Genomic DNA, 19,760 nt, shown 5'->3' on the forward strand with positions numbered 1-19,760 from the left:
AACTATCGCTCCTGCTGGTAAGTGGGGTCGATGTGGTAACTGCCGGTCGCCGGGCCACTGTTCCCGGCCTGACGGCCCTGCTGGATACCGCGTCGGAGGTTGGTCAGACGGCCGCGGACGTCGTCCGGGGCTCGCGAGACCTGCGGGCCGGGCTGCGCGTCCGCCTGCTGCTGGGCGGTGCCGGCGACGAGGTTGGCCCGCGGGACCCGGCGGGGCAGGCCCGAGGTCGTGATGCCGCCGGCGGCGGGCTGGCGCACGCGCTCGGCCTGTCGCATCAGCTCGTCGTTCGGCGAGGACCGCCAGCTGACGGTCGGCATGGCGCCGGTCGCCGCGGTGGCGGGCTCGGCCGCGTGCTCCTGGCCGCGCTGCGGCAGCTGCTGCTGCGGAGCGGGGGCCGCCGGAGCGGACTGCTGCGGCGGCTGCGGGACGGACGGCGCCTGCGCGGGGGCCTGCTGCTGGCCCTCCTCGCGGAACCAGTTCGACTCCAGCGTGTCGAAGATCGGGCTGCGGGCGTCCGCCGCGGCGGGGGCCGGGGGCAGCGCCTCGGGCCGGTGGGCCTGCGGCAGCCCCGGGGCCTCCGGACGCTGCGGCGCCACCGGGGCGTAGCCGCCCGGCTGCTGGGCCTGCGGCTGCTGCTGCACCGGCTGCTGCGGGGCCTGGTGCTGGCGGGCGTAGCCGCCGACACCGGGACCGCCGGGCCGCTGGGGCTGACCGGTCGGCAGGTGGCCGGGGCGCTCGAACTGTCCGGTGGCGGACGGGTCCACGGGACCCCGTACGTCCGGGCGCTCGAACTGTCCGGTCGTGCTGCCCACGCCGTTCGCCTGGGGCATCGGGGCGTTGAAGTCCGGGCGGGCGAACTCGGCCGTCGAGCCGGGGCCCGAGAGCTCGTCGTGGCCGCGGGCCTGGTCGGCGCCCCAGCTGGTGGTCTGCGGGCCCGGAAGCTCCGGACGCGGAGCGCCACCGCGCGGCGGCAGCTGCGGCCGGGGGCCGCGCGGGGCCGGAGCCCCGGGAGCGGCCGGCTGCTGCGGCGGAGCCTGCTGGCCCTGCTGCGCCTGCTGGGGACGCTCGAAGCCGTTGCCCTGCGGGAAGCCGCCCTGACCGGAAGCGGTCGGAGCGGGCACCGGGCGCGCCTGCGGACCGCGGCCCGCGGACGGCGCACCTGCGCCGAAGGCACCCTGGCCCTGACCCGTGGTCGTCGGACCGGGCTGCGGGCGGCCGCCGGGAGCACCCGGACCGCCCTGCGGGCCCTGCGGACGCTGCCCGGGACCGGAACCGGCACCGTCGCGTCCCGGCAGGGCGGCACGCTGGCCACCGCCGGCGACCTGGCCGCGCTGCGGGCCGGCGCCCACGGGCGGACGTGCGCCCGCACCGGGAACCGCGGACTGCTTGCCGGGACCGCCCGCGTTGCCCGGAGCGGCACCGGGGCCGCCCTGCGGACCGCCGGCGGCACCCGGCATCGGGGCCGGCTTCTTGCCGCCCTGGGCGACGTCCACCGGGAGCATGACGAGGGCCGTCGTACCGCCCGAGTCGGAGGGGCGCAGCTGGATGCGGATGCCGTGTCGCAGGGACAGGCGGCCGACCACGAACAGGCCCATGCGTCGGGAGACGGAGACGTCCACGGTCGGCGGCGACGCGAGCCGCTCGTTGATCGCGGCGAGGTCCTCGGGGGAGAGGCCGATGCCGGTGTCGTGGATCTCGACGAGCACGCGGCCGTCGGGCAGCGCGTGACCGGTGACCTTGACCTTGGTCTGCGGGGAGGAGAACGAGGTGGCGTTCTCCAGCAGCTCGGCGAGCAGGTGCACGAGGTCGTTGACGACGCGGCCGGCGACGTCGGTGCCGGGCACCGACGCGAGTTCGATGCGCTCGTACTGCTCCACCTCGGACGCGGCGGCGCGGAGCACGTCGACGAGCGGGACGGGGCGGGTCCACCGGCGGCCCGGCTCCTCGCCCGCGAGGACGAGGAGGTTTTCGCCGTTACGGCGCATACGGGTCGCGAGGTGGTCGAGCTTGAAGAGCGAGGAGAGCTGGTCCGGGTCGGCCTCGCGCGACTCCAGCTCGGAGATGAGCGAGAGCTGGCGCTGGATCAGACCCTGCGAGCGGCGCGAGAGGTTGGTGAACATCGCGTTGACGTTGCCCCGCAGGAGGGCCTGCTCGGCAGCGAGGCGGACGGCCTCGCGGTGCACGTCGTCGAAGGCCGCGGCCACCTGGCCGATCTCGTCGCGGGTGTGCAGGCCGACGGACTCCACGGACGTGTCCACGTCCTGCGGGTCGGACTCGGACAGCTGCTTGACGAGCTCGGGCAGCCGGTCCTGGGCCACGCGCGTCGCGGTGTCCTGCAGGCGGCGCAGCGAGCGGATCATGGAGCGGGCCATGACGAAGGCGCCGACGAGGGAGACACCGAGGACGAGGAGGATCAGGGCACCGTTGATGATGGCGTCCTGCTGCGACTCGTTCTTGAGCTCGCGGGCCTTCTGCTCCATGTCCTCGAGCAGCGTCAGCTCGATCTGCTTCATGGCCTGGAGCTTGGTGTCGTCGGCGTCGTACCAGTCCATCCAGGACCGGTTCTTCTCCTTGGCGAACTGCCCCTCGGTGGCCAGTACGCGGCGTGCGTAGTGGTCGGCGGTGCCGATCTCCGTGTTGCCGTCGCCGAGCGAGGACAGGAGCTCCTCGGAGTGGCCCTGGTAGACGAGTTCGAAGGTCTTCTTCGACTGCTGCTCGCCCTTGAGCGCGGAGAGACCGTAGAGCCGGTCGTTCTCCTTGAGCGTGCCCTGCTTCTCGGTGCTCTCGGGGAGCGAGGCGGCGATGATCGCGCGCTGGACGGAGGCGTACTCCTTGGAGGCGGAGAAGGCCGCCAGGGCGCGCGTGCGCTTGATCATCTCCGGGTTGGAGGTGGCCTGGGCCATGTCCGCGGAGAGCGAGAGCAGCGAGACGATCAGCGAGTTGTACTCGGTGACGGTCTGCTGGGCGCCGTTCGCGTACGCCTTCTTGCGGATTTCCTCGAGGTTGGTGAGCTGGCGGCCGATCTGCAGGATGTTGTTGCGGATCGACTTGAGCGTCTCGTCCTTGTCCTCCGTGTTGTCGACCTTGTCGGTCGCGGCGGCGAAGGACTTGGCGGCGGAGTCGGTCGTCTCGCGGACGCCGTCGACGATGCTGTTCTGCTTGCCCGGCGAGACGGACAGCGGACCGGCGGACTTGTCGCGCTCCTCCTGGAGCGCGGCGGCCAGGTTGGTGGCCTGCCGGGTCATCGTCGTCAGCAGCTGCATGTGCTCCAGCTGGGCGATGTCGTTGAGCGAGTCGTTGATGCGGAAACCACCGAGCGTGGTGGCGGCGACGACGGGCAGGGTCAGCAGCGACACCAGGCGCGTGCTGATGCGCCAGTTCTGCATGGCGAGACGGGAACCGGGCCCACTGGGGGCCTTGGGTATCGCGGCGTCCTGCTCGACCGAACCGGCCTTGGCCGGCTTCGCGGACCTGCCTCGGCCCTTCGCCTTCACCGTGGCGGAGGAGTCGGGGCCTGCGCCTTCGACAGCCGGCCCGCGGTTCTGGGCGTGCTGGGGCGAGGAGCCACGGTCGGTCCCGCCGCGGGGCTCCTGCTCCGCCGCAGCGCTGTCCCTCTTGAATCGTCCCTGCACTAGCGTCGCAACCTCTGGACCAGGCGTCCCGCCGGTGACCGGTGGGACGGTGTCGAGTCGTGGGGCACTAACGGCCCCATGGTGGTCGTCGGTGACCGGCGCGTCTCCCTCTCCTTGCCGCCGCTCTCGGCGCTGTCTCGCGCCACCTGCGCGCCGGCTGATTCCCGCGGCGGTCCCGCGAATTCCAGCACAGTGCAGGATCTCCAACAAGGTGCGAGCGTCGGCCCGGAGAGTCGGTGACGGCTTGTGACAGACGCGCTACGCCATGTGGGAGCGATTCCCCGACAAAGCGGACTTACACCAACCAAACGCGAAGGCTGGCAAGGTGTCCCAGTCGAGATGATCAGCAGCGGAATGACGCATTCAGTGGCGCAATGTCCGTTTTGCTGGGCCGAATTGACTGTCCATTATGCCGGTAATGCCTGGTCGCTGGTGAGCAAACTCACATAGCCGTGGCCATTACTTCCTGGTTCGGCGGGGGATTCAGATGTTTAGCCTTGCCTCTTCAAGGGTTGGCGCATGCACCGACCGACACATTCACTCCGAGCCGAGGGCCCGAAAACTCCGATGAAGACGACGTCGCCGATGTTCCGCAACATAGCCAACCCCCGCCGCACCACCCTCGCGCACCTGAAGGACGCCGAGGAGCTGCAGGCGGCCCCGGCCGTCCCGGAGCACGCCGTCGAGCTGCCGACCCAGACCGCGAACCCGCGCCGCACCGTCCTCATGGACGCCCCGGTCGCCGCCGCCGCGCAGTAGTCGCCCCCCAACGGAACGCGAAGCGCCGCTGCCCGCCGCGTTAGCCTGGAGGCGCAGACTCCAGCCAGCGGAACACAAGAGGGGCAGACGCAACACGTGCGCATCGCCAGGTTCTCGATCGACGGCAATGTCGCCTTCGGCGCGGTCGAGGGCGACGCCGCCCCCGGCGCCGAGGGGGAGCTCGTCCTCGACATCATCAAGGGCATCCCGTTCGCGGACTTCGAGCTCTCCGGTACGAAGGTCCCGCTGAGCAAGGTCCGGCTGCTGCCGCCCGTGCTCCCCAACAAGGTCGTGGCCATCGGCCGCAACTACGCGGAGCACGCGGCGGAGCTCGGCAACGAGGTCCCGGACGCGCCGATCACCTTCTTCAAGCCCTCCACCTCGGTGGTCGGCCCGGGCGACCCGATCACGTACCCCTCCTTCTCCCAGGACCTCCACCACGAGGCGGAGCTCGCCGTGGTCATCGGCCGCTTGTGCCGCGAGGTCCCCAGGGAGCGCGTCAAGGACGTCATCCTCGGCTACACCTGCGCCAACGACGTCACCGCGCGCGACGTCCAGCAGCGCGAGAAGCAGTGGGCCCGGGCCAAGGGCTTCGACAGCTCCTGCCCGCTCGGCCCCTGGATCGAGACCGACCTCGACCCGGGCGACCTGACCATCCAGTGCACCGTCAACGGCGAACAGCGCCAGCTCGGCCGCACCAGCGACATGGTCCGCTCCATCGAGGACCTCGTCGTCCACATCACCGAGGCCATGACGCTGCTCCCGGGCGACGTCATCCTCACGGGGACCCCGGCCGGAGTCGGCCCCCTCAACGTCGGCGACGAGGTCGCCGTCACCATCGAAGGCATCGGCACTCTCACCAACAAGGTGATCAAGCGTGGCTAACGCGAACGTCCGCGTACGTTTCTGTCCCTCCCCGACCGGCAACCCCCACGTGGGCCTGGTCCGGACCGCCCTCTTCAACTGGGCGTTCGCCCGCCACCACGGCGGTACGTTCGTCTTCCGCATCGAGGACACCGACGCGGCCCGCGACTCCGAGGAGTCGTACGACCAGCTGCTCGACTCGCTGCGCTGGCTCGGCTTCACCTGGGACGAGGGTCCCGAGGTGGGCGGCCCGCACGCCCCGTACCGCCAGTCCGAGCGCATGGACATCTACGCGGACGTCGCCCAGCGCCTGCGCGACGGCGGCTACGCGTACGACTGCTACTGCACGACCGAGGAGCTGGACGCCCGCCGCGCCGCCGCCCGCGCCGCCGGCAAGCCGTCCGGCTACGACGGCCACTGCCGCGAGCTGAGCGCCGCGCAGCTGGAGGCGTACCAGGGCGAGCACCGCACCTCGATCGTCCGCTTCCGGATGCCCGACGAGCCCATCACCTTCACGGACCTCGTCCGCGGCGAGCTCACCTTCACCCCGGACAACGTGCCGGACTTCGGCATCCTGCGGGCCAACGGCGCCCCGCTGTACACGCTGGTCAACCCGGTCGACGACGCGCTGATGGAGATCACCCACGTCCTGCGCGGCGAGGACCTGCTCTCCTCGACCCCCCGCCAGATCGCCCTGTACAAGGCGCTGATGGAGCTCGGCATCGCCACCGGCGTCCCGCAGTTCGGCCACCTGCCGTACGTGATGGGCGAGGGCAACAAGAAGCTCTCCAAGCGCGACCCGGAGTCCTCGCTCAACCTGTACCGCGAGCGCGGCTTCCTCCCCGAGGGCCTGCTGAACTACCTCTCGCTGCTCGGCTGGTCCTTCTCCAAGGACCAGGACGTCTTCTCCATCGAGGAGATGGTGTCGAAGTTCGACATCGACGGCGTGAACGCGAACCCGGCGCGCTTCGACCTCAAGAAGGCGGAGGCGATCAACGCCGACCACATCCGCCTCCTCGACCCGAAGGCCTTCGCGGACGCCTGCACCCCGTGGCTGCGGGCCCCGCACGCCAACTGGGCGCCCGAGGACTTCGACGCCGAGGCCTGGGCGCGCATCGCGCCGTACGCCCAGACCCGTGTGACGGTCCTGTCGGACATCACGGCCAACGTCGACTTCCTGTTCCTGAAGGAGCCGGTCGAGGACCAGGCCTCGTGGGACAAGGCCATGAAGGGCGAGCCGGCGGCCCTCCTGACCACGGCGCGCGAGAACCTGGCCGCCGCCGACTGGTCGGACCCGGAGTCCCTCAAGCAGGCCGTCCTGACCGCCGGCGAGGCCCACGGCCTCAAGCTCGGCAAGGCCCAGGCCCCGGTCCGCGTGGCCGTCACCGGCCGCACGGTCGGCCTCCCGCTCTTCGAGTCCCTGGAGATCCTGGGCAAGGAGCGCTCGCTGTCCCGCATCGACGCGGCCCTGGCCAGGCTCGCCGCGTAACGCGCACCCGCACCCGTACGCACCCTCAGGGGGCGGCAGCCGGTCCCCCGGCCGCCGCCCCCTGAGGCGTTCCCCCGAAGATCCGGAAACGCCTCCGTGCACGTCGGGCCCGGCGTAGGCTCGGCCGTATGCCGATCCGCGCCGTGCTGTGGGACATCGACGACACCCTGTTCGACTACACCGGGGCCGATGCCGCCGGGCTCGCCCGGCACCTGGAGGCCGAGCGGCTGGCGGAGCGGTACGGGACCGCCGAGCAGGCGCTGGCGCTGTGGCGGGAGATCACCGACCGGCACTGGGCGCGCTTCGCGGCCGGCGAGGGGACCTTCCAGGGGCAGCGCCGGGACCGGGTGCGGGAGTTCCTCGGGAAGCCCGGGATGACCGCGGAAGAGGCCGACGCCTGGCTCGACCGGTACATCGAGCACTACACGGCCGAGTGGACGCTCTTCCCCGACGTGGTGCCCGCCCTCGACGCCCTCGCGGAGGGCTACCGGCACGGGGTGCTCTCCAACTCCTCCACCGTCAACCAGGACCCCAAGCTGCGCCGGCTCGGCCTGCGCGACCGGTTCGAGGTGCTGGTCTGCGCCGTCGAGCTCGGCGTCAGCAAGCCGGCGGCCGGCGCCTTCCTCGCCGCGTGCGACGCGATGGGGCTGCCGCCGGGCGACGTCGCGTACGTGGGGGACCAGCCGGAGATCGACGCACGAGGGGCCCGTGACGCCGGGCTGGTGGCCGTCTGGCTCGACCGCGACGGCCGGCGCGGGGCCGGGCCCGAAGGCGTGCACCGGATCGCCGGCCTCGAACGGCTCCCGGAGCTCCTGGCAGGGGATACCCGTTTTGGAGCACGGTCAGGCATCCGGTAATGTTCTTTCTGCGCCGCCGGAGCGGGCCGAAAGGCCGGACGGAGGCGCCACTCGAAAGAAAATCCCGACAAGGGCTTGACTTTCGGTGGGGTATAGTGTAATTGGCAACACGAGGGTTTCTGGTTCCCTTATTCTAGGTTCGAGTCCTGGTACCCCAGCGCAGTGCAGCAGTAACGCAGTGCTTTGCCCCCGTTGTGTAGCGGCCTAGCACGCCGCCCTCTCAAGGCGGTAGCGCCGGTTCGAATCCGGTCGGGGGTACAGATCCTTCCCGTGAGGTGTCCTGGGTAGCTCCCGTACGTCTTGATGCAGGATCGCTAGGGCCCCCGTTGTGTAGCGGCCTAGCACGCCGCCCTCTCAAGGCGGTAGCGCCGGTTCGAATCCGGTCGGGGGTACTGGGTCTGGTATAGACCACTTTGGGCTATGGTGTAATTGGCAACACGAAGGTTTCTGGTTCCTTTGTTCTAGGTTCGAGTCCTGGTAGCCCAGCGCAGTGCAGTGAAAGCTGCAAGGCACGCCCCCGTTGTGTAGCGGCCTAGCACGCCGCCCTCTCAAGGCGGTAGCGCCGGTTCGAATCCGGTCGGGGGTACGCATCGAAGAGGCCCTCCGCGTTCATCGCGGAGGGCCTCCTTCGTCGTTCCCGCCCTCGGGGCGACTCGGCGACTCGGGGTCGCGCAGGGACAAGTCCGGGCCCGGAGGCGCGTGTTCGGACGTGTGCGGCGTCGTACGCGCCCCCGGGCCCGGGGGAGTGACAGGGGGAGTGGAGGTCAGCCGGAGCGGCGCAGGGCCTCCGTGAGCCGGGCGGCCGCGTCTATGACGGCCTGCGCGTGCATCCGGCCCGGGTGGCGGGTCAGCCGCTCGATCGGCCCGGAGACCGACACGGAGGCCACCACGCGGTTCGACGGCCCGCGCACGGGCGCCGAGACGGAGGCCACGCCGGGCTCCCGCTCGCCGATCGACTGCGCCCAGCCGCGGCGCCGTACGCCCGAGAGCGCCGTCGCCGTGAAGCGCGCGCCCTGGAGGCCGCGGTGGAGCCGCTCGGGCTCCTCCCAGGCCATCAGGATCTGCGCGGCCGAGCCCGCCTTCATGGGGAGCGTGGAGCCCACCGGGACGGTGTCGCGCAGGCCCGAGAGCCGTTCCGCGGCCGCCACGCAGATGCGCATGTCTCCCTGACGGCGGTAGAGCTGCGCGCTCTCCCCCGTCACGTCCCGGAGGTGGGTGAGTACAGGTCCAGCCGTGGCCAGCAGACGGTCCTCGCCGGCCGCGGCGGCGAGCTCCGCCAGCCGCGGACCGAGGATGAACCGGCCCTGCATGTCCCTCGCCACCATCCGGTGGTGTTCCAGTGCCACGGCAAGGCGATGTGCCGTGGGTCGTGCGAGCCCTGTCGCCGCGACCAGCCCGGCGAGGGTGGCCGGACCGGACTCCAGTGCGCTCAGTACCAGAGCTGCCTTGTCGAGAACGCCGACGCCGCTAGAGTTGTCCATGAAACGATATTCACGTCTCACACTGTGAAACGCAAGTTCAATTTTTCCAAGAAGCAGCGAGTCTGTATGTACGGGTCCACGAACCACTGGGCCCGGGACGGTGAGCCGGAGGGAAAGCGATGGGTAGGACACTCGCGGAGAAGGTCTGGGACGACCATGTCGTCCGGCGCGCCGAAGGCGAGCCCGACCTCCTCTTCATTGATCTGCACCTGCTGCACGAGGTGACCAGCCCGCAGGCCTTCGAGGGTCTGCGCCAGGCCGGCCGCAAGGTCCGACGCCTCGACCTCACCATCGCGACCGAGGACCACAACACCCCCACTCTCGACATCGACAAGCCGATCGCGGACCCGGTCTCCCGGGCCCAGCTGGAGACGCTGCGCAAGAACTGCGCCGAGTTCGGTGTTCGCCTGCACTCGCTGGGTGACGTCGAGCAGGGCGTCGTCCACGTCGTGGGACCGCAGCTGGGTCTGACCCAGCCCGGCACCACGGTGGTCTGCGGCGACTCCCACACCTCCACGCACGGCGCCTTCGGCGCGCTGGCCTTCGGCATCGGCACCAGCCAGGTCGAGCACGTGCTGGCCACCCAGACCCTGCCGCTGGCCCGCCCCAAGACCATGGCGATCACGGTCACGGGCGAGCTGGCCGAGGGCGTCACCGCCAAGGACCTGATCCTGGCGATCATCGCCAAGATCGGCACCGGCGGCGGCCAGGGCTACATCCTGGAGTACCGCGGCGAGGCCATCGAGAAGCTGTCGATGGAAGCCCGCATGACCATCTGCAACATGTCGATCGAGGCCGGCGCCCGCGCTGGCATGATCGCCCCCGACCAGACCACCTTCGACTACCTGGAGGGCCGCGACCACGCCCCGCAGGGCGAGGACTGGGACGCGGCGGTCGCGTACTGGAAGACCCTGCGCACCGACGAGGACGCGGTCTTCGACGCCGAGGTCGTCATCGACGGCGCCTCGCTGTCCCCGTTCGTCACCTGGGGCACCAACCCGGGCCAGGGCGCGCCGCTGTCGGCCAACGTCCCCGACCCGGCTTCGTACGAGGACGCTTCGGAGCGCCTGGCCGCCGAAAAGGCCCTGGAATACATGGGGTTGACCGCCGGACAGCCGCTGCGCGAGATCAAGGTCGACACCGTCTTCGTAGGTTCCTGCACCAACGGCCGCATCGAGGACCTGCGCGCCGTCGCCGGGATCATCGGTGGCCGCAAAGTCGCCGACGGCGTACGGATGCTGGTCGTCCCCGGCTCGGTCCGGGTCGCCCTCCAGGCCGTGGAAGAGGGCCTGGACAAGGTCTTCAAGGAGGCCGGCGCCGAGTGGCGGCACGCGGGCTGTTCGATGTGCCTGGGCATGAACCCCGACCAACTGGCCCCCGGTGAGCGCTCCGCGTCCACCTCCAACCGCAACTTCGAGGGCCGGCAGGGCAAGGGCGGGCGCACCCACCTGGTCTCCCCGCAGGTGGCCGCGGCCACCGCGGTGCTGGGCCATCTGGCCTCGCCCGCCGACCTGTCCGACGCCAACGCGACCGCCGGAGTCTGAGAAACATGGAAGCCTTCACCACCCACACCGGCCGGGCCGTACCGCTGCGTCGCAGCAACGTCGACACCGACCAGATCATCCCGGCCCACTGGCTGAAGAAGATCACCCGCGACGGATTCGAGGACGGGCTCTTCGAGGCCTGGCGCAAGGACCCGGAGTTCGTCACCAACCGTCCGGAGCGCGCCGGGGCGACCGTGCTGGTCGCCGGTCCCGACTTCGGCACCGGTTCCTCGCGCGAGCACGCCGTCTGGGCCCTGCAGAACTTCGGCTTCAAGACGGTCATCTCCTCCCGCTTCGCCGACATCTTCCGCGGGAACTCGCTGAAGAACGGCCTGCTGACCGTCGTCCTGCCGCAGGAGACCGTCGACCGGCTGTGGGAGCTGACCGAGGCCGACCCGACCGCCGAGATCACGGTCGACCTGGTCGCCCGCCAGGTGCGAGCGGAAGGCGTCGAGGCGGAGTTCGAGCTCGACGACAACGCCCGCTGGCGTCTGCTGGAGGGTCTGGACGACATCTCGCTCACCCTTCAGAACGAAGCGGACATCGCCACGTACGAAAGCGCCCGGCCGGCCTTCAAGCCGCGCACGATTCAGGCCTGATTCCGGCCTGATCAGGGCTTATTCGCCCTTGGGTGATCACCGCGACAACACTGTGCCCCCCGCCTTCCGGCGGGGGGCACAGGCGTTTGTTGAGGCCCCGTGAGGCGACAACTCGCCCCAGATGGCACAATCTGTGCATGGAACGCGACAGTCAACTCGAGCTCTACGAACTCGTCGCGGACCGGTTGAAAGAAGCACACACACGGGTGCGCTCACTGCAAGTCCCGGAGGGCGTAAGGATGGCGCTGTCCCGGAAGCTGTTGGTCGTCACGGCCGCGGCGAAGCACGATCTCGCCGATGCGGCAAGGCGCCTGGACAGGTTGATGAAGGACCTCGACGAGGGTCGATTCCCTGAAGGCGACTGATGCGAAGGAACTCCGTAACGGCCTCCGGCGTTGCGGCACTAGGGTGATTAGCCCGTTTCGTGTTTGATTTGCGGTATATATCCGCCTAACGTGCGAAATAAGCTTGAACACATTCGTTCTGGCGAAGTCTCCGAAGGGGAAGACGTTGAACAAGGCGCAGCTCGTAGAAGCGATTGCCGACAAGCTGGGCGGCCGCCAGCAGGCCGCGGACGCTGTCGACGCGGTACTGGACGCGATCGTCCGCGCTACCGTCGCGGGCGACCGGGTCTCGGTCACGGGCTTCGGCTCGTTCGAGAAGGTCGACCGGCCGGCCCGTTACGCCCGCAACCCGCAGACCGGAGAGCGCGTCCGGGTCAAGAAGACCTCGGTGCCCCGCTTCCGTGCGGGCCAGGGGTTCAAGGACCTGGTCAGCGGCACCAAGAAGCTCCCCAAGGGCGGCGAGGTCTCGGTGAAGAAGGCCCCCAAGGGCAGCCTCACCGGCGGCGCCACCGCGACGGTCAAGAAGGCCGCCGCGAAGAAGGCCACCACCGCCAAGAAGGCGGCGGCAAAGACCACGGTCGCAAAGAAGGCCGCGGTCAAGAAGACCGCGGTCGCGAAGAAGGCGGCGGTCAAGAGCACGGCCGCCACGAAGAAGACCACGGCCGCGGCGAAGAAGGCGACCACCGCCAAGAAGGCCACGGCGACGGCCAAGAAGACCACCGCCACCGCGAAGAAGACCGCTCCGGCGGCCAAGAAGGCCACCGCAGCGACGAAGGCGCCCGCCAAGAAGACGGCGACGCGCAAGGCCACCGCGAAGAAGACCACCGCCCGCAAGAAGTAGGGGCACGAGTCACACACGCCGGGCCGGTTTCCCCTCCGTGGGGGAAGCCGGCCCGCGGTGCGTTTTCGCAGGTGTGTGCAGATGTGCGGGTGCGCAGGTGTGCGCCCGCGGCGGTCAGAAGGTCTGCAGCGTGACCAGGGTGATCCGCAGGTCCGGGCCCGAGCCGTCCGTCTCGATGCGGACCCGCTGCCCGGGCCGCAGCAGTCGCAGACCCCCCGCGTCGAAGGCCGGGGCCTCGAAGGGCACCGGGGTGCCGTCGTCCAGCAGCACACTGCCGCTGCGGGTCTGGGAGTCGTACGTGTACGCGGTCGCCTGCATACCGGCACTGTATCGGGCCGTGTGGCGCCCCACACCGAGGGCGAGGGCCGTCCGCAGGTCCTCGGCCGTGTCCACGTCCCGGCGCACGCTGTCGACGTCCGCCAGGGCGATTTCCACCGCGCCCGACGCGGAATGCCGGGCGCGAGAGGGGCCGCCGAACGCGGGTGCCAATTCCACCTCCGGAGCCGCGGAAAGCAAGGTCGTCCCGATTCCGGCGGCATCCGCCAGAAATGCCCGCGGAAATGCGGATGCGGTTTCGAGCACGCGTAGCAATTCGGGCGGCCGCAGCGCCGGCAGATCCGCGTTCATCGCCGCCACGCCCGCCCCCGGCCGCCCCGCCCGCACCGCCCGCGCCCCGTGGGCCAGCGCCGCGTTGAGCCCCGACCCCGGGGCGTCCGGCACGATCCGCGCGCCCAGCCGGGCCAGTTCCGCACCGGCCCGCGGGTCGTCCGTGACGACCACCACATCCGCGACCGCCGCGCAGGCCAGCGCCCCCGCCACGGTGTCCTGGGCGAACGCGAGGGCGAGCCCCGGGCGGGAGGCGCCCACGGCCGCCGCCAGACGGCTCTTGGCCTTCGCCAGAGGCTTCAGCGGGACCACCAGACTCCAGACGGCGTTCGTGACGGACCCCTTCCCTCCGGTGCGCTCCGGCACATTCACGGACCATGGCCGGGTCATGACCGGGTCATGTGTCGGCCCATTGTCACCTCCGCCCGGGCAACCCGGGGGTCCGGTGCCCTGAGCGGGGCGTACGGTGTTCTCGACAGAGACCGGGCCTGGGGCGACACTTGTCCGGCCGACGAGGTGCCACAGCCGCGCACCGGTCCTAGAGGAAGGTGTCCGAGTGTCCCGCCGCAGAATCGGCTTCTGGTACCGCCTGGCGGCGGTCATCGCAAAACCGCCGCTGGTAGTGCTCTTCAAGCGGGACTGGCGGGGAATGGAGCACATTCCGGCCGAGGGCGGCTTTATCACCGCCGTCAACCACAACTCGTATCTGGACCCGCTGTCCTACGCGCACTTCCAGTACAACACCGGCCGGGTGCCCCGACTGCTCGCGAAGGCCGCCCTCTTCAAGGTGCCCGTCGTCGGCGCGATCCTGCGCGGTTCCGGGCAGATCCCGGTCTACCGGGAGAGCACGAACGCCCTCGACGCGTTCCGGGCCGCGGTCGACGCGATCGAACGCGGCGAATGCGTGGCGTTCTACCCGGAGGGCACCCTCACCCGTGACCCCGACATGTGGCCGATGGCCGGCAAGACCGGCGCCGCCCGCGTCGCGCTGATCACCAAGGCCCCCGTCATTCCCGTGGCGCAGTGGGGCGCGAACCTCGCGATGCCCCCCTACGCCAAGCAGGACAAGGTCAAGCTCTTCCCGCGCAAGACCCTCCAGGTGCTCGCGGGACCGCCCGTCGACCTCTCCGCGTACTACGACCGGGAACCCACCCCGGACGTGCTCAAGGAGGTCACCGAGGTCATCATGGCGGCCATCACCAGGCTGCTGGAGGAAGTACGGGGGGAGAGCGCGCCCGAGCAGCCGTACGACCATCGCAGGGCCAGGGCGGAACAGCGGCGCAAGGCCGCGGGGGAGGGCAAGAAGTGACACGTCCCGTGAAGGCGACCGTCTTCGGAACCGGCTCGTGGGGCACGGCCTTCGCCATCGTCCTCGCCGACGCCGGCTGCGAGGTGACCCTGTGGGGCCGCCGCCGGGAAGTGGTCGACGCCATCAACACCGGCCGGACCAACCCCGACTACTTCCCCGACGTCGAACTGCCGGCGACCCTGCGCGCCACCACCGACCCGGCCGAGGCCGCCGCGGGCGCCGACTTCACCGTCCTCGCCGTCCCCTCCCAGACCCTGCGCGGCAACCTCGCCGCCTGGGCGCCGCTGCTCGCCCCCGACACCGTGCTCGTCTCCCTCATGAAGGGCATCGAACTCGGCACCGCCAAGCGGATGAGCGAGGTCATCGAGGAGGTCGCCAAGGTCCCCGCCGAGCGCATCGCCGTCGTCACCGGACCCAACCTGGCCGCCGAGATCGCCGCCCGGCAGCCCGCCGCCTCCGTCGTCGCCTGCGTGGACGAGGCCGTGGCCCAGCGCCTCCAGGCCGCCTGCCACACCCCGTACTTCCGCCCGTACACGAGCACCGACGTCATCGGCTGCGAGCTCGGCGGCGCCGTCAAGAACGTCATCGGCCTCGCCGTCGGCATCGCGGACGGCATGGGACTCGGCGACAACACCAAGGGCTCGCTCATCACCCGCGGACTGGCCGAAGCGACCCGCCTGGGCGTGGCGATGGGCGCCGACCCGCTCACCTTCTCCGGCCTCGCGGGCCTCGGCGACCTGGTCGCCACCTGCTCCTCGCCGCTCTCCCGGAACCACACCTTCGGCACCAACCTCGGCCGCGGGATGACCCTGGAGGAGACCATCGCGGTCACCAGGCAGACCGCCGAAGGCGTCAAGTCCTGCCAGTCCGTGGCCGATCTGGCACGCCGCCACGGGGTGGACATGCCGATCACCGACACGGTCGTGGACATCGTCCACCACGGCAAGCCGACCCTGGTCGCGCTCAAGGAACTGATGGGCCGCAGCGCCAAACCGGAACGTCGCTGACACCTTTCCGGACGCATGAGCGGGTACCCTCGTGGCGATATGAGCAGCGAGAACCTCCCCCAGACCCCTGAGCAGCAGGGCCGCAAGCCCCGCGTGGCCGTCGTGTTCGGCGGCCGCAGCTCGGAACACGCCATCTCGGTCGTCACGGCGGGCGCGGTCCTGCGCTCCATCGACCGCTCCAAGTACGAGGTGCTGCCCATCGGCATCACCACGGACGGCCGGTGGGCGCTGACGGCCGACGAGCCGTCGCGGATGGCCATCGCCGACCGCAGGCTCCCGAACGTCGAGGAGCTCGCCGAGTCCGAGGACGGCGCCGTCGTGCTCTCGGTCGACCCCGCCCGCCGCGAGGTCGTCTACACCGAGCCGGGTGCCGTCCCCAAGGCCCTGGGCGAGGTCGACGTCGTCTTCCCCGTGCTGCACGGCCCGTACGGCGAGGACGGCACCCTCCAGGGCCTCCTGGAGCTCTCCGGCATCCCGTACGTCGGCTCCGGCGTCCTCGCCTCCGCTGTCGGCCAGGACAAGGACTACATGAAGCGGGTGTTCACCTCCTTCGGGCTGCGCGTCGGCCCGTACGTGACCATCCGCCCCCGCGAGTGGGAAGCCGACCGGGACGCCGCCGAGGCGAAGATCCTGGACTTCGCCGCCGAGCACGGCTGGCCGCTGTTCATCAAGCCCGCCCGGGCCGGCTCCTCCATCGGCATCACCAAGGTCGACGACGCCTCCGGCCTGGACGCGGCGATCCGCGAGGCCCGCCGCCACGACCCGAAGATCATCGTGGAGGCGCTGCTGCGCGGCCGCGAGATCGAATGCGGCGTCCTGGAGTTCGAGGACGGCCCGCGCGCCAGCGTGCCCGCCGAGATCCCGCCGGTCTCCAGCCACGACTTCTACGACTTCGAGGCGAAGTACATCGACTCCGCCTCCGGGATCGTGCCCGCCCCGCTCACCCCGGAGCAGACCGCCGAGGTCCAGCGGCTCGCGATCGAGGCCTTCGAGGCCGCGTCCTGCGAGGGCCTGGTGCGCGCCGACTTCTTCCTCACCGAGGACGGCACCTTCGTCATCAACGAGATCAACACGATGCCGGGCTTCACGCCGATCTCCATGTACCCGCGGATGTGGCAGGAGTCGGGCATCGAGTACCAGGAGCTGGTGGACCGCCTGATCCAGGCCGCCCTGCGCCGCTCCACCGGGCTGCGCTAGCGGCCCGGGGCCTCCCCGTACAGCCGACCGCCCGCCGGCCCGCCCTGAAAGGCATGGCCGACGGGCGGCGGTGCGTCCGCCGGAACTGCTCAGTAGGAGGAGATGCCCTCGGGCACGGTCGCGGCGACGGCCGTGGACAGGCCGACCAGCATCCCCGCATCCGTGGCATGCTCCTTGTCGACCAGGACCTCCGTGTACGCCAGCCGCATCCCGGTGGTGAACCGGAACCCGCCGCCCGCGCTGTCGGGGAGCTCCTCCAGCAGCCAGGCCACCCCGTTGACGTGGACGCCCTCCTGCTTCGGATCGGCCATCGCGGGGGGTTTGCGGATACCGCACCGCAGTACGATCGCCGAGCCGCCCCACGCGGCCGTCAGATCGGACTCCGGTGCGGTCCCGGTCCGCGCCAGGCCGGCCACCTTCGCCGGGAGTTCCCTGTGCAGCGCGGCACAGAACCCCGCGACGTCGGCGGGCGGCGTGGGCGGCGGGTCGACCCGGGCCCCGGATTCGCCCGGGGCGCAGCCCGCCAGGGCCAGCAGGGCCGAGACGGCGGGCAGGGCCAGGAAACGGACGGGCCGGCGGTGGAGGGACATCACCGGCCAAGAGTAGACGGGGGCTACAGATGGACCACCGGGCAGGTCAGGGTGCGGGTGATCCCCTCCACCTGCTGGACCTTGGCCACGACCATGCGGCCGAGCTCGTCCACGGTGTCGGCCTGGGCGCGCACGATCACGTCGTACGGGCCCGTCACGTCCTCGGCCTGGATCACCCCCGGGATCTGGCCGATGGACTCGGCGACGAACGACGCCTTGCCCACTTCGGTCTGGATAAGGATGTACGCCTGTACCACGGAACCTCCAGGGCGGCCACGAGGATCATTTCCCCTAACCTTCGGGTGGGCCCCACACGATCACAAGGGCCGGGGGAAGAAGGGACGCCACGGTACCGCGTCGCCGTGCGCCGCGGGGAGACCCGCGAGCCCGGCGCCACGCACAGCGGGGCGTACGGAGAGCAGAAGTTGACGTATCTGTTGACGGTACCCAGAGCTGTGACGGCTCGCGACCGCAAGCGGACTGGGCAAGAAGGGGCACAGCGATGAAGGGCACTGTGGGCGAGCTGGGGGAGTTCGGGCTCATTCGGGAGCTCACCTCACGGCTCACCACCACGCCGGCGGTCCGGCTCGGACCCGGCGACGACGCCGCGGTGGTGTCCGCCCCCGACCGCAGGGTCGTGGCGAGCACGGACATCCTGCTGGAGGGCCGGCACTTCAGGCGCGACTGGTCCACGGCCTACGACGTCGGCCGCAAGGCCGCCGCGCAGAACCTCGCGGACATCGCCGCCATGGGCGCGGTGCCGACCGCACTGCTGCTCGGCCTGGTCGTCCCGGCGGAACTGCCGGTCACCTGGCCCACCGAACTGATGGACGGCATCCGCGACGAGTGCCAGGTCGCCGGCGCGGCCGTCGTCGGCGGGGACGTCGTCCGCGGCGACACCATCACCGTGGCCATCACCGCCCTCGGCGACCTGCGCAACCACGAGCCCGTGCTGCGCTCCGGCGCCCAGCCCGGCGACGTCGTGGCCGTCACCGGCTGGCTCGGCTGGTCGGCCGCAGGATTCGCCGTGCTCTCGCGCGGCTTCCGCTCCCCGCGGGCGTTCGTGGAGGCGCACCGGCGCCCCGAGCCGCCGTACCACGCGGGCCCCGCCGCCGCGGGGCTCGGCGCCACCGCCATGACCGACGTCAGCGACGGCCTGATCGCCGACCTCGGGCACATCGCCGAGGCCAGCAAGGTACGGATCGACCTGCGCTCGGCGTCCGTCGACATCCCGACCCAGATGCACGACATCGGGCAGGCCGTGGGCGTCGACCCGCTCCAGTGGGTGCTCACCGGGGGAGAGGACCACGCCATCGTCGCCACCTTCCCGCCCGACGTGAAGCTCCCCGCCCGCTGGAAGGTCATCGGCGAGGTCCTCAACCGCTCCGCCCTGCCCCAGGTGACCGTGGACGGTGCACCCTGGACCAGCACCGGCGGATGGGACCACTTCGGGGCCGACCCGGCCGCCGAGGACGGCGCACCGTGACCGGCGCCCCGCCGCTCTGCCTGACCGTCGCCGGATCCGACTCCGGCGGCGGCGCGGGCATCCAGGCCGACCTCAAGACCATGCTCGCGCTCGGCGTGCACGGGATGAGCGTGGTGACCGCCGTGACCGCGCAGAACTCCCTCGGGGTGCGCGGAGCCTGGGAGCTGCCCGCCGAGGCCGTCACGGCCCAGTACCGGGCCGTCGTGGACGACATCGGCGTCCAGGCCGTGAAGACCGGGATGCTGTCCTCCGCCGTGCTCGTGGAGACGGTGGCCGAACTCCTCGCCGGCACACCCGCCCCCGCCGTCGTGGACCCCGTCGGCGTCTCCAAGCACGGGGACGCGCTGCTCGCCGCCTCGGCACTGGACGCCGTACGCAAGCAGCTGCTGCCGCGGGCCACGGTGGCCACGCCCAACCTGGACGAGGTGGCGCAGCTCACCGGCGTACAGGTGCGGACCGAGGACGACATGCGGCGGGCCGCCGACGCGATCCTCGGGTTCGGGCCCGCCTGGGCGCTCATCAAGGGCGGCCACCTGGCGGCGCACGGGGACGAGGCCGCCGACCTGCTGACCGACGGAACCGAGGAGCGGTGGCTGCGGGCCCCCCGCCACGACAACCGGCACACCCACGGCACGGGCTGCACCCTCGCCAGCGCGATCGCGGCGGGCCTGGCCAAGGGCCTGGCCGTCCCGGAAGCGGTCACGGCCGCCAAGGCGTACGTCACGGGCGCCATCGCCGCCGGCTTCCCGCTCGGCGCGGGCATCGGCCCGGTGGATCACGCCTGGCAGTGGCGCTGAGATCGTCAGGAAAGGCAAAAGGCCGGTTCACCAGGGGGTGAACCGGCCTTCTTGGCAACCGGAAGGGCTGCGCTACGACGTGGCGTCAGCGCGAGACCTTGCCGGCCTTGATGCACGAGGTGCAGGCGTTGAGGCGCTTCGGCGTCCCATTGACCACGGCACGGACGCGCTGGATGTTCGGGTTCCAGCGACGCGAGGTGCGGCGGTGCGAGTGGGAGATGTTGTTGCCGAAGCTCGGCCCCTTGGCGCAAACGTCGCAGTTGGCAGCCACAGGTCACTCCAAAGACTTCAGATGCAATTACAGTGAAACCGGCGCACCGGAATCAGAGATCTGAAGTGGTTTGCCGGGGAATGGCCC

At 71.0% G+C, this 19,760-nt stretch carries 18 protein-coding genes, 5 tRNA genes and 1 pseudogene; 18 read left to right on the forward strand and 6 right to left on the reverse strand.

Going from position 1 to position 19,760, the window contains the following annotated elements; all coding sequences use genetic code 11:
- Nucleotides 1-2: 2 nt before the first annotated feature.
- Nucleotides 3-3,632 carry a nitrate- and nitrite sensing domain-containing protein gene (locus ACFTXQ_RS15800; RefSeq protein WP_382640929.1) on the reverse strand — a complete coding sequence of 1,210 codons (3,630 nt, stop codon included), beginning with the start codon at nt 3,630-3,632 and terminating at the stop codon, nt 3-5.
- Nucleotides 3,633-4,199: 567 nt separating this feature from the next.
- Here ACFTXQ_RS15800 and ACFTXQ_RS15805 point away from each other — a divergent pair.
- From ACFTXQ_RS15805 to ACFTXQ_RS15845, 9 genes are all read left to right on the forward strand, one after another.
- A complete protein-coding gene (locus ACFTXQ_RS15805; RefSeq protein WP_382640932.1) occupies nt 4,200-4,391 on the forward strand; it encodes a hypothetical protein in 192 nt (63 codons plus the stop codon).
- A gap of 96 nt (nt 4,392-4,487) precedes the next feature.
- A complete protein-coding gene (locus ACFTXQ_RS15810; protein ID WP_382640935.1) occupies nt 4,488-5,276 on the forward strand; it encodes a fumarylacetoacetate hydrolase family protein in 789 nt (262 codons plus the stop codon).
- Nucleotides 5,269-6,744, forward strand: coding sequence for a glutamate--tRNA ligase (gene gltX, locus ACFTXQ_RS15815; protein ID WP_382640938.1), 1,476 nt, complete (start codon nt 5,269-5,271; stop codon nt 6,742-6,744). The genes ACFTXQ_RS15810 and gltX overlap by 8 nt, the downstream gene beginning before the upstream one ends.
- 128 nt (nt 6,745-6,872) lie before the next feature.
- Nucleotides 6,873-7,601, forward strand: a complete 729-nt coding sequence (locus ACFTXQ_RS15820) for an HAD family hydrolase (RefSeq protein ID WP_382640941.1) — start codon at nt 6,873-6,875, stop codon at nt 7,599-7,601.
- 86 nt (nt 7,602-7,687) lie between these two features.
- Nucleotides 7,688-7,759: transfer RNA gene (locus ACFTXQ_RS15825), tRNA-Gln, on the forward strand.
- Nucleotides 7,760-7,786: 27 nt separating this feature from the next.
- Nucleotides 7,787-7,859: transfer RNA gene (locus ACFTXQ_RS15830), tRNA-Glu, on the forward strand.
- A 61-nt stretch (nt 7,860-7,920) separates the two neighbouring features.
- Nucleotides 7,921-7,993: transfer RNA gene (locus ACFTXQ_RS15835), tRNA-Glu, on the forward strand.
- Nucleotides 7,994-8,015: 22 nt separating this feature from the next.
- A tRNA-Gln gene (locus tag ACFTXQ_RS15840) sits at nt 8,016-8,087 on the forward strand.
- 27 nt (nt 8,088-8,114) lie between these two features.
- Nucleotides 8,115-8,187: transfer RNA gene (locus ACFTXQ_RS15845), tRNA-Glu, on the forward strand.
- Between the two features lie 178 nt (nt 8,188-8,365).
- Here ACFTXQ_RS15845 and ndgR read toward each other — a convergent pair.
- Nucleotides 8,366-9,082 (reverse strand): IclR family transcriptional regulator NdgR, encoded by a 717-nt coding sequence (ndgR, locus tag ACFTXQ_RS15850; RefSeq protein WP_007266782.1) that lies wholly within the window; start codon nt 9,080-9,082, stop codon nt 8,366-8,368.
- Nucleotides 9,083-9,201: 119 nt separating this feature from the next.
- On the opposite strand from ndgR, the gene leuC reads away from it, so the two are divergent.
- The 4 genes from leuC to ACFTXQ_RS15870 all read left to right on the forward strand — a co-directional run bounded on the left by leuC (nt 9,202) and on the right by ACFTXQ_RS15870 (nt 12,410).
- Nucleotides 9,202-10,626: a 3-isopropylmalate dehydratase large subunit gene (leuC, locus tag ACFTXQ_RS15855; protein WP_382640943.1), complete on the forward strand. Its 1,425-nt coding sequence runs from the start codon at nt 9,202-9,204 to the stop codon at nt 10,624-10,626.
- A 5-nt stretch (nt 10,627-10,631) separates the two neighbouring features.
- Nucleotides 10,632-11,225 carry a 3-isopropylmalate dehydratase small subunit gene (gene leuD, locus ACFTXQ_RS15860; protein WP_382640946.1) on the forward strand — a complete coding sequence of 198 codons (594 nt, stop codon included), beginning with the start codon at nt 10,632-10,634 and terminating at the stop codon, nt 11,223-11,225.
- 137 nt (nt 11,226-11,362) lie between these two features.
- Nucleotides 11,363-11,590 carry a hypothetical protein gene (locus tag ACFTXQ_RS15865; RefSeq protein ID WP_030009267.1) on the forward strand — a complete coding sequence of 76 codons (228 nt, stop codon included), beginning with the start codon at nt 11,363-11,365 and terminating at the stop codon, nt 11,588-11,590.
- 145 nt (nt 11,591-11,735) lie between these two features.
- Nucleotides 11,736-12,410 (forward strand): HU family DNA-binding protein, encoded by a 675-nt coding sequence (locus ACFTXQ_RS15870; RefSeq protein WP_382640949.1) that lies wholly within the window; start codon nt 11,736-11,738, stop codon nt 12,408-12,410.
- Nucleotides 12,411-12,728: 318 nt separating this feature from the next.
- Here ACFTXQ_RS15870 and cofC read toward each other — a convergent pair.
- Nucleotides 12,729-13,382 (reverse strand): annotated as a pseudogene (cofC, locus tag ACFTXQ_RS15875) (2-phospho-L-lactate guanylyltransferase); the annotation flags it as partial.
- Nucleotides 13,383-13,572: 190 nt separating this feature from the next.
- On the opposite strand from cofC, the gene ACFTXQ_RS15880 reads away from it, so the two are divergent.
- Genes ACFTXQ_RS15880 through ACFTXQ_RS15890 form a run of 3 tightly spaced genes read left to right on the forward strand, consistent with a single transcriptional unit; the run spans nt 13,573 to nt 16,529 of the window.
- Complete coding sequence (locus ACFTXQ_RS15880; protein ID WP_382640952.1) at nt 13,573-14,325, forward strand: lysophospholipid acyltransferase family protein; 753 nt, start codon at nt 13,573-13,575, stop codon at nt 14,323-14,325.
- Entirely contained in the window at nt 14,322-15,332 is a 1,011-nt protein-coding gene (locus tag ACFTXQ_RS15885; protein WP_382640955.1) for an NAD(P)H-dependent glycerol-3-phosphate dehydrogenase, read from the forward strand. The genes ACFTXQ_RS15880 and ACFTXQ_RS15885 overlap by 4 nt, the downstream gene beginning before the upstream one ends.
- A 39-nt stretch (nt 15,333-15,371) precedes the next feature.
- Nucleotides 15,372-16,529 carry a D-alanine--D-alanine ligase family protein gene (locus ACFTXQ_RS15890; protein WP_382640957.1) on the forward strand — a complete coding sequence of 386 codons (1,158 nt, stop codon included), beginning with the start codon at nt 15,372-15,374 and terminating at the stop codon, nt 16,527-16,529.
- Between the two features lie 89 nt (nt 16,530-16,618).
- On the opposite strand, the gene ACFTXQ_RS15895 is transcribed toward ACFTXQ_RS15890, so the two are convergent.
- Together ACFTXQ_RS15895 and ACFTXQ_RS15900 are read right to left on the reverse strand one after the other, a co-directional pair.
- Nucleotides 16,619-17,119, reverse strand: coding sequence for a DUF3515 family protein (locus ACFTXQ_RS15895; RefSeq protein WP_382640959.1), 501 nt, complete (start codon nt 17,117-17,119; stop codon nt 16,619-16,621).
- A 23-nt stretch (nt 17,120-17,142) separates the two neighbouring features.
- Nucleotides 17,143-17,376: an Lrp/AsnC family transcriptional regulator gene (locus tag ACFTXQ_RS15900; protein ID WP_030028650.1), complete on the reverse strand. Its 234-nt coding sequence runs from the start codon at nt 17,374-17,376 to the stop codon at nt 17,143-17,145.
- 245 nt (nt 17,377-17,621) lie between these two features.
- On the opposite strand from ACFTXQ_RS15900, the gene ACFTXQ_RS15905 reads away from it, so the two are divergent.
- A complete protein-coding gene (locus ACFTXQ_RS15905; RefSeq protein ID WP_382640962.1) occupies nt 17,622-18,605 on the forward strand; it encodes a thiamine-phosphate kinase in 984 nt (327 codons plus the stop codon).
- The gene (gene thiD, locus ACFTXQ_RS15910) at nt 18,602-19,402 is read left to right on the forward strand and encodes a bifunctional hydroxymethylpyrimidine kinase/phosphomethylpyrimidine kinase (RefSeq protein WP_382640965.1); all 801 of its coding nucleotides are present in this window, start codon (nt 18,602-18,604) and stop codon (nt 19,400-19,402) included. The genes ACFTXQ_RS15905 and thiD overlap by 4 nt, the downstream gene beginning before the upstream one ends.
- Before the next feature lie 85 nt (nt 19,403-19,487).
- Here thiD and rpmB read toward each other — a convergent pair whose 3' ends face one another.
- Complete coding sequence (rpmB, locus tag ACFTXQ_RS15915; protein WP_007266795.1) at nt 19,488-19,673, reverse strand: 50S ribosomal protein L28; 186 nt, start codon at nt 19,671-19,673, stop codon at nt 19,488-19,490.
- Between the last annotated feature and the right edge of the window lie 87 nt (nt 19,674-19,760).

Origin of the sequence: Streptomyces sp. NPDC057010, from assembly GCF_042673805.1 — a bacterium.
Lineage (GTDB): Bacteria > Actinomycetota > Actinomycetes > Streptomycetales > Streptomycetaceae > Streptomyces.

Coding starts and splice junctions, on each gene's coding strand:
- ACFTXQ_RS15805 (WP_382640932.1), top strand. CDS start 4,200: ATGAAGACGACGTCGCCGATGTTCCGCAACATAGCCAACCCCCGCCGC.
- ACFTXQ_RS15820 (WP_382640941.1), top strand. CDS start 6,873: ATGCCGATCCGCGCCGTGCTGTGGGACATCGACGACACCCTGTTCGAC.
- ndgR (WP_007266782.1), bottom strand. CDS start 9,082: ATGGACAACTCTAGCGGCGTCGGCGTTCTCGACAAGGCAGCTCTGGTA.
- leuC (WP_382640943.1), top strand. CDS start 9,202: ATGGGTAGGACACTCGCGGAGAAGGTCTGGGACGACCATGTCGTCCGG.
- leuD (WP_382640946.1), top strand. CDS start 10,632: ATGGAAGCCTTCACCACCCACACCGGCCGGGCCGTACCGCTGCGTCGC.
- ACFTXQ_RS15865 (WP_030009267.1), top strand. CDS start 11,363: ATGGAACGCGACAGTCAACTCGAGCTCTACGAACTCGTCGCGGACCGG.
- ACFTXQ_RS15890 (WP_382640957.1), top strand. CDS start 15,372: ATGAGCAGCGAGAACCTCCCCCAGACCCCTGAGCAGCAGGGCCGCAAG.
- ACFTXQ_RS15895 (WP_382640959.1), bottom strand. CDS start 17,119: ATGTCCCTCCACCGCCGGCCCGTCCGTTTCCTGGCCCTGCCCGCCGTC.
- ACFTXQ_RS15905 (WP_382640962.1), top strand. CDS start 17,622: ATGAAGGGCACTGTGGGCGAGCTGGGGGAGTTCGGGCTCATTCGGGAG.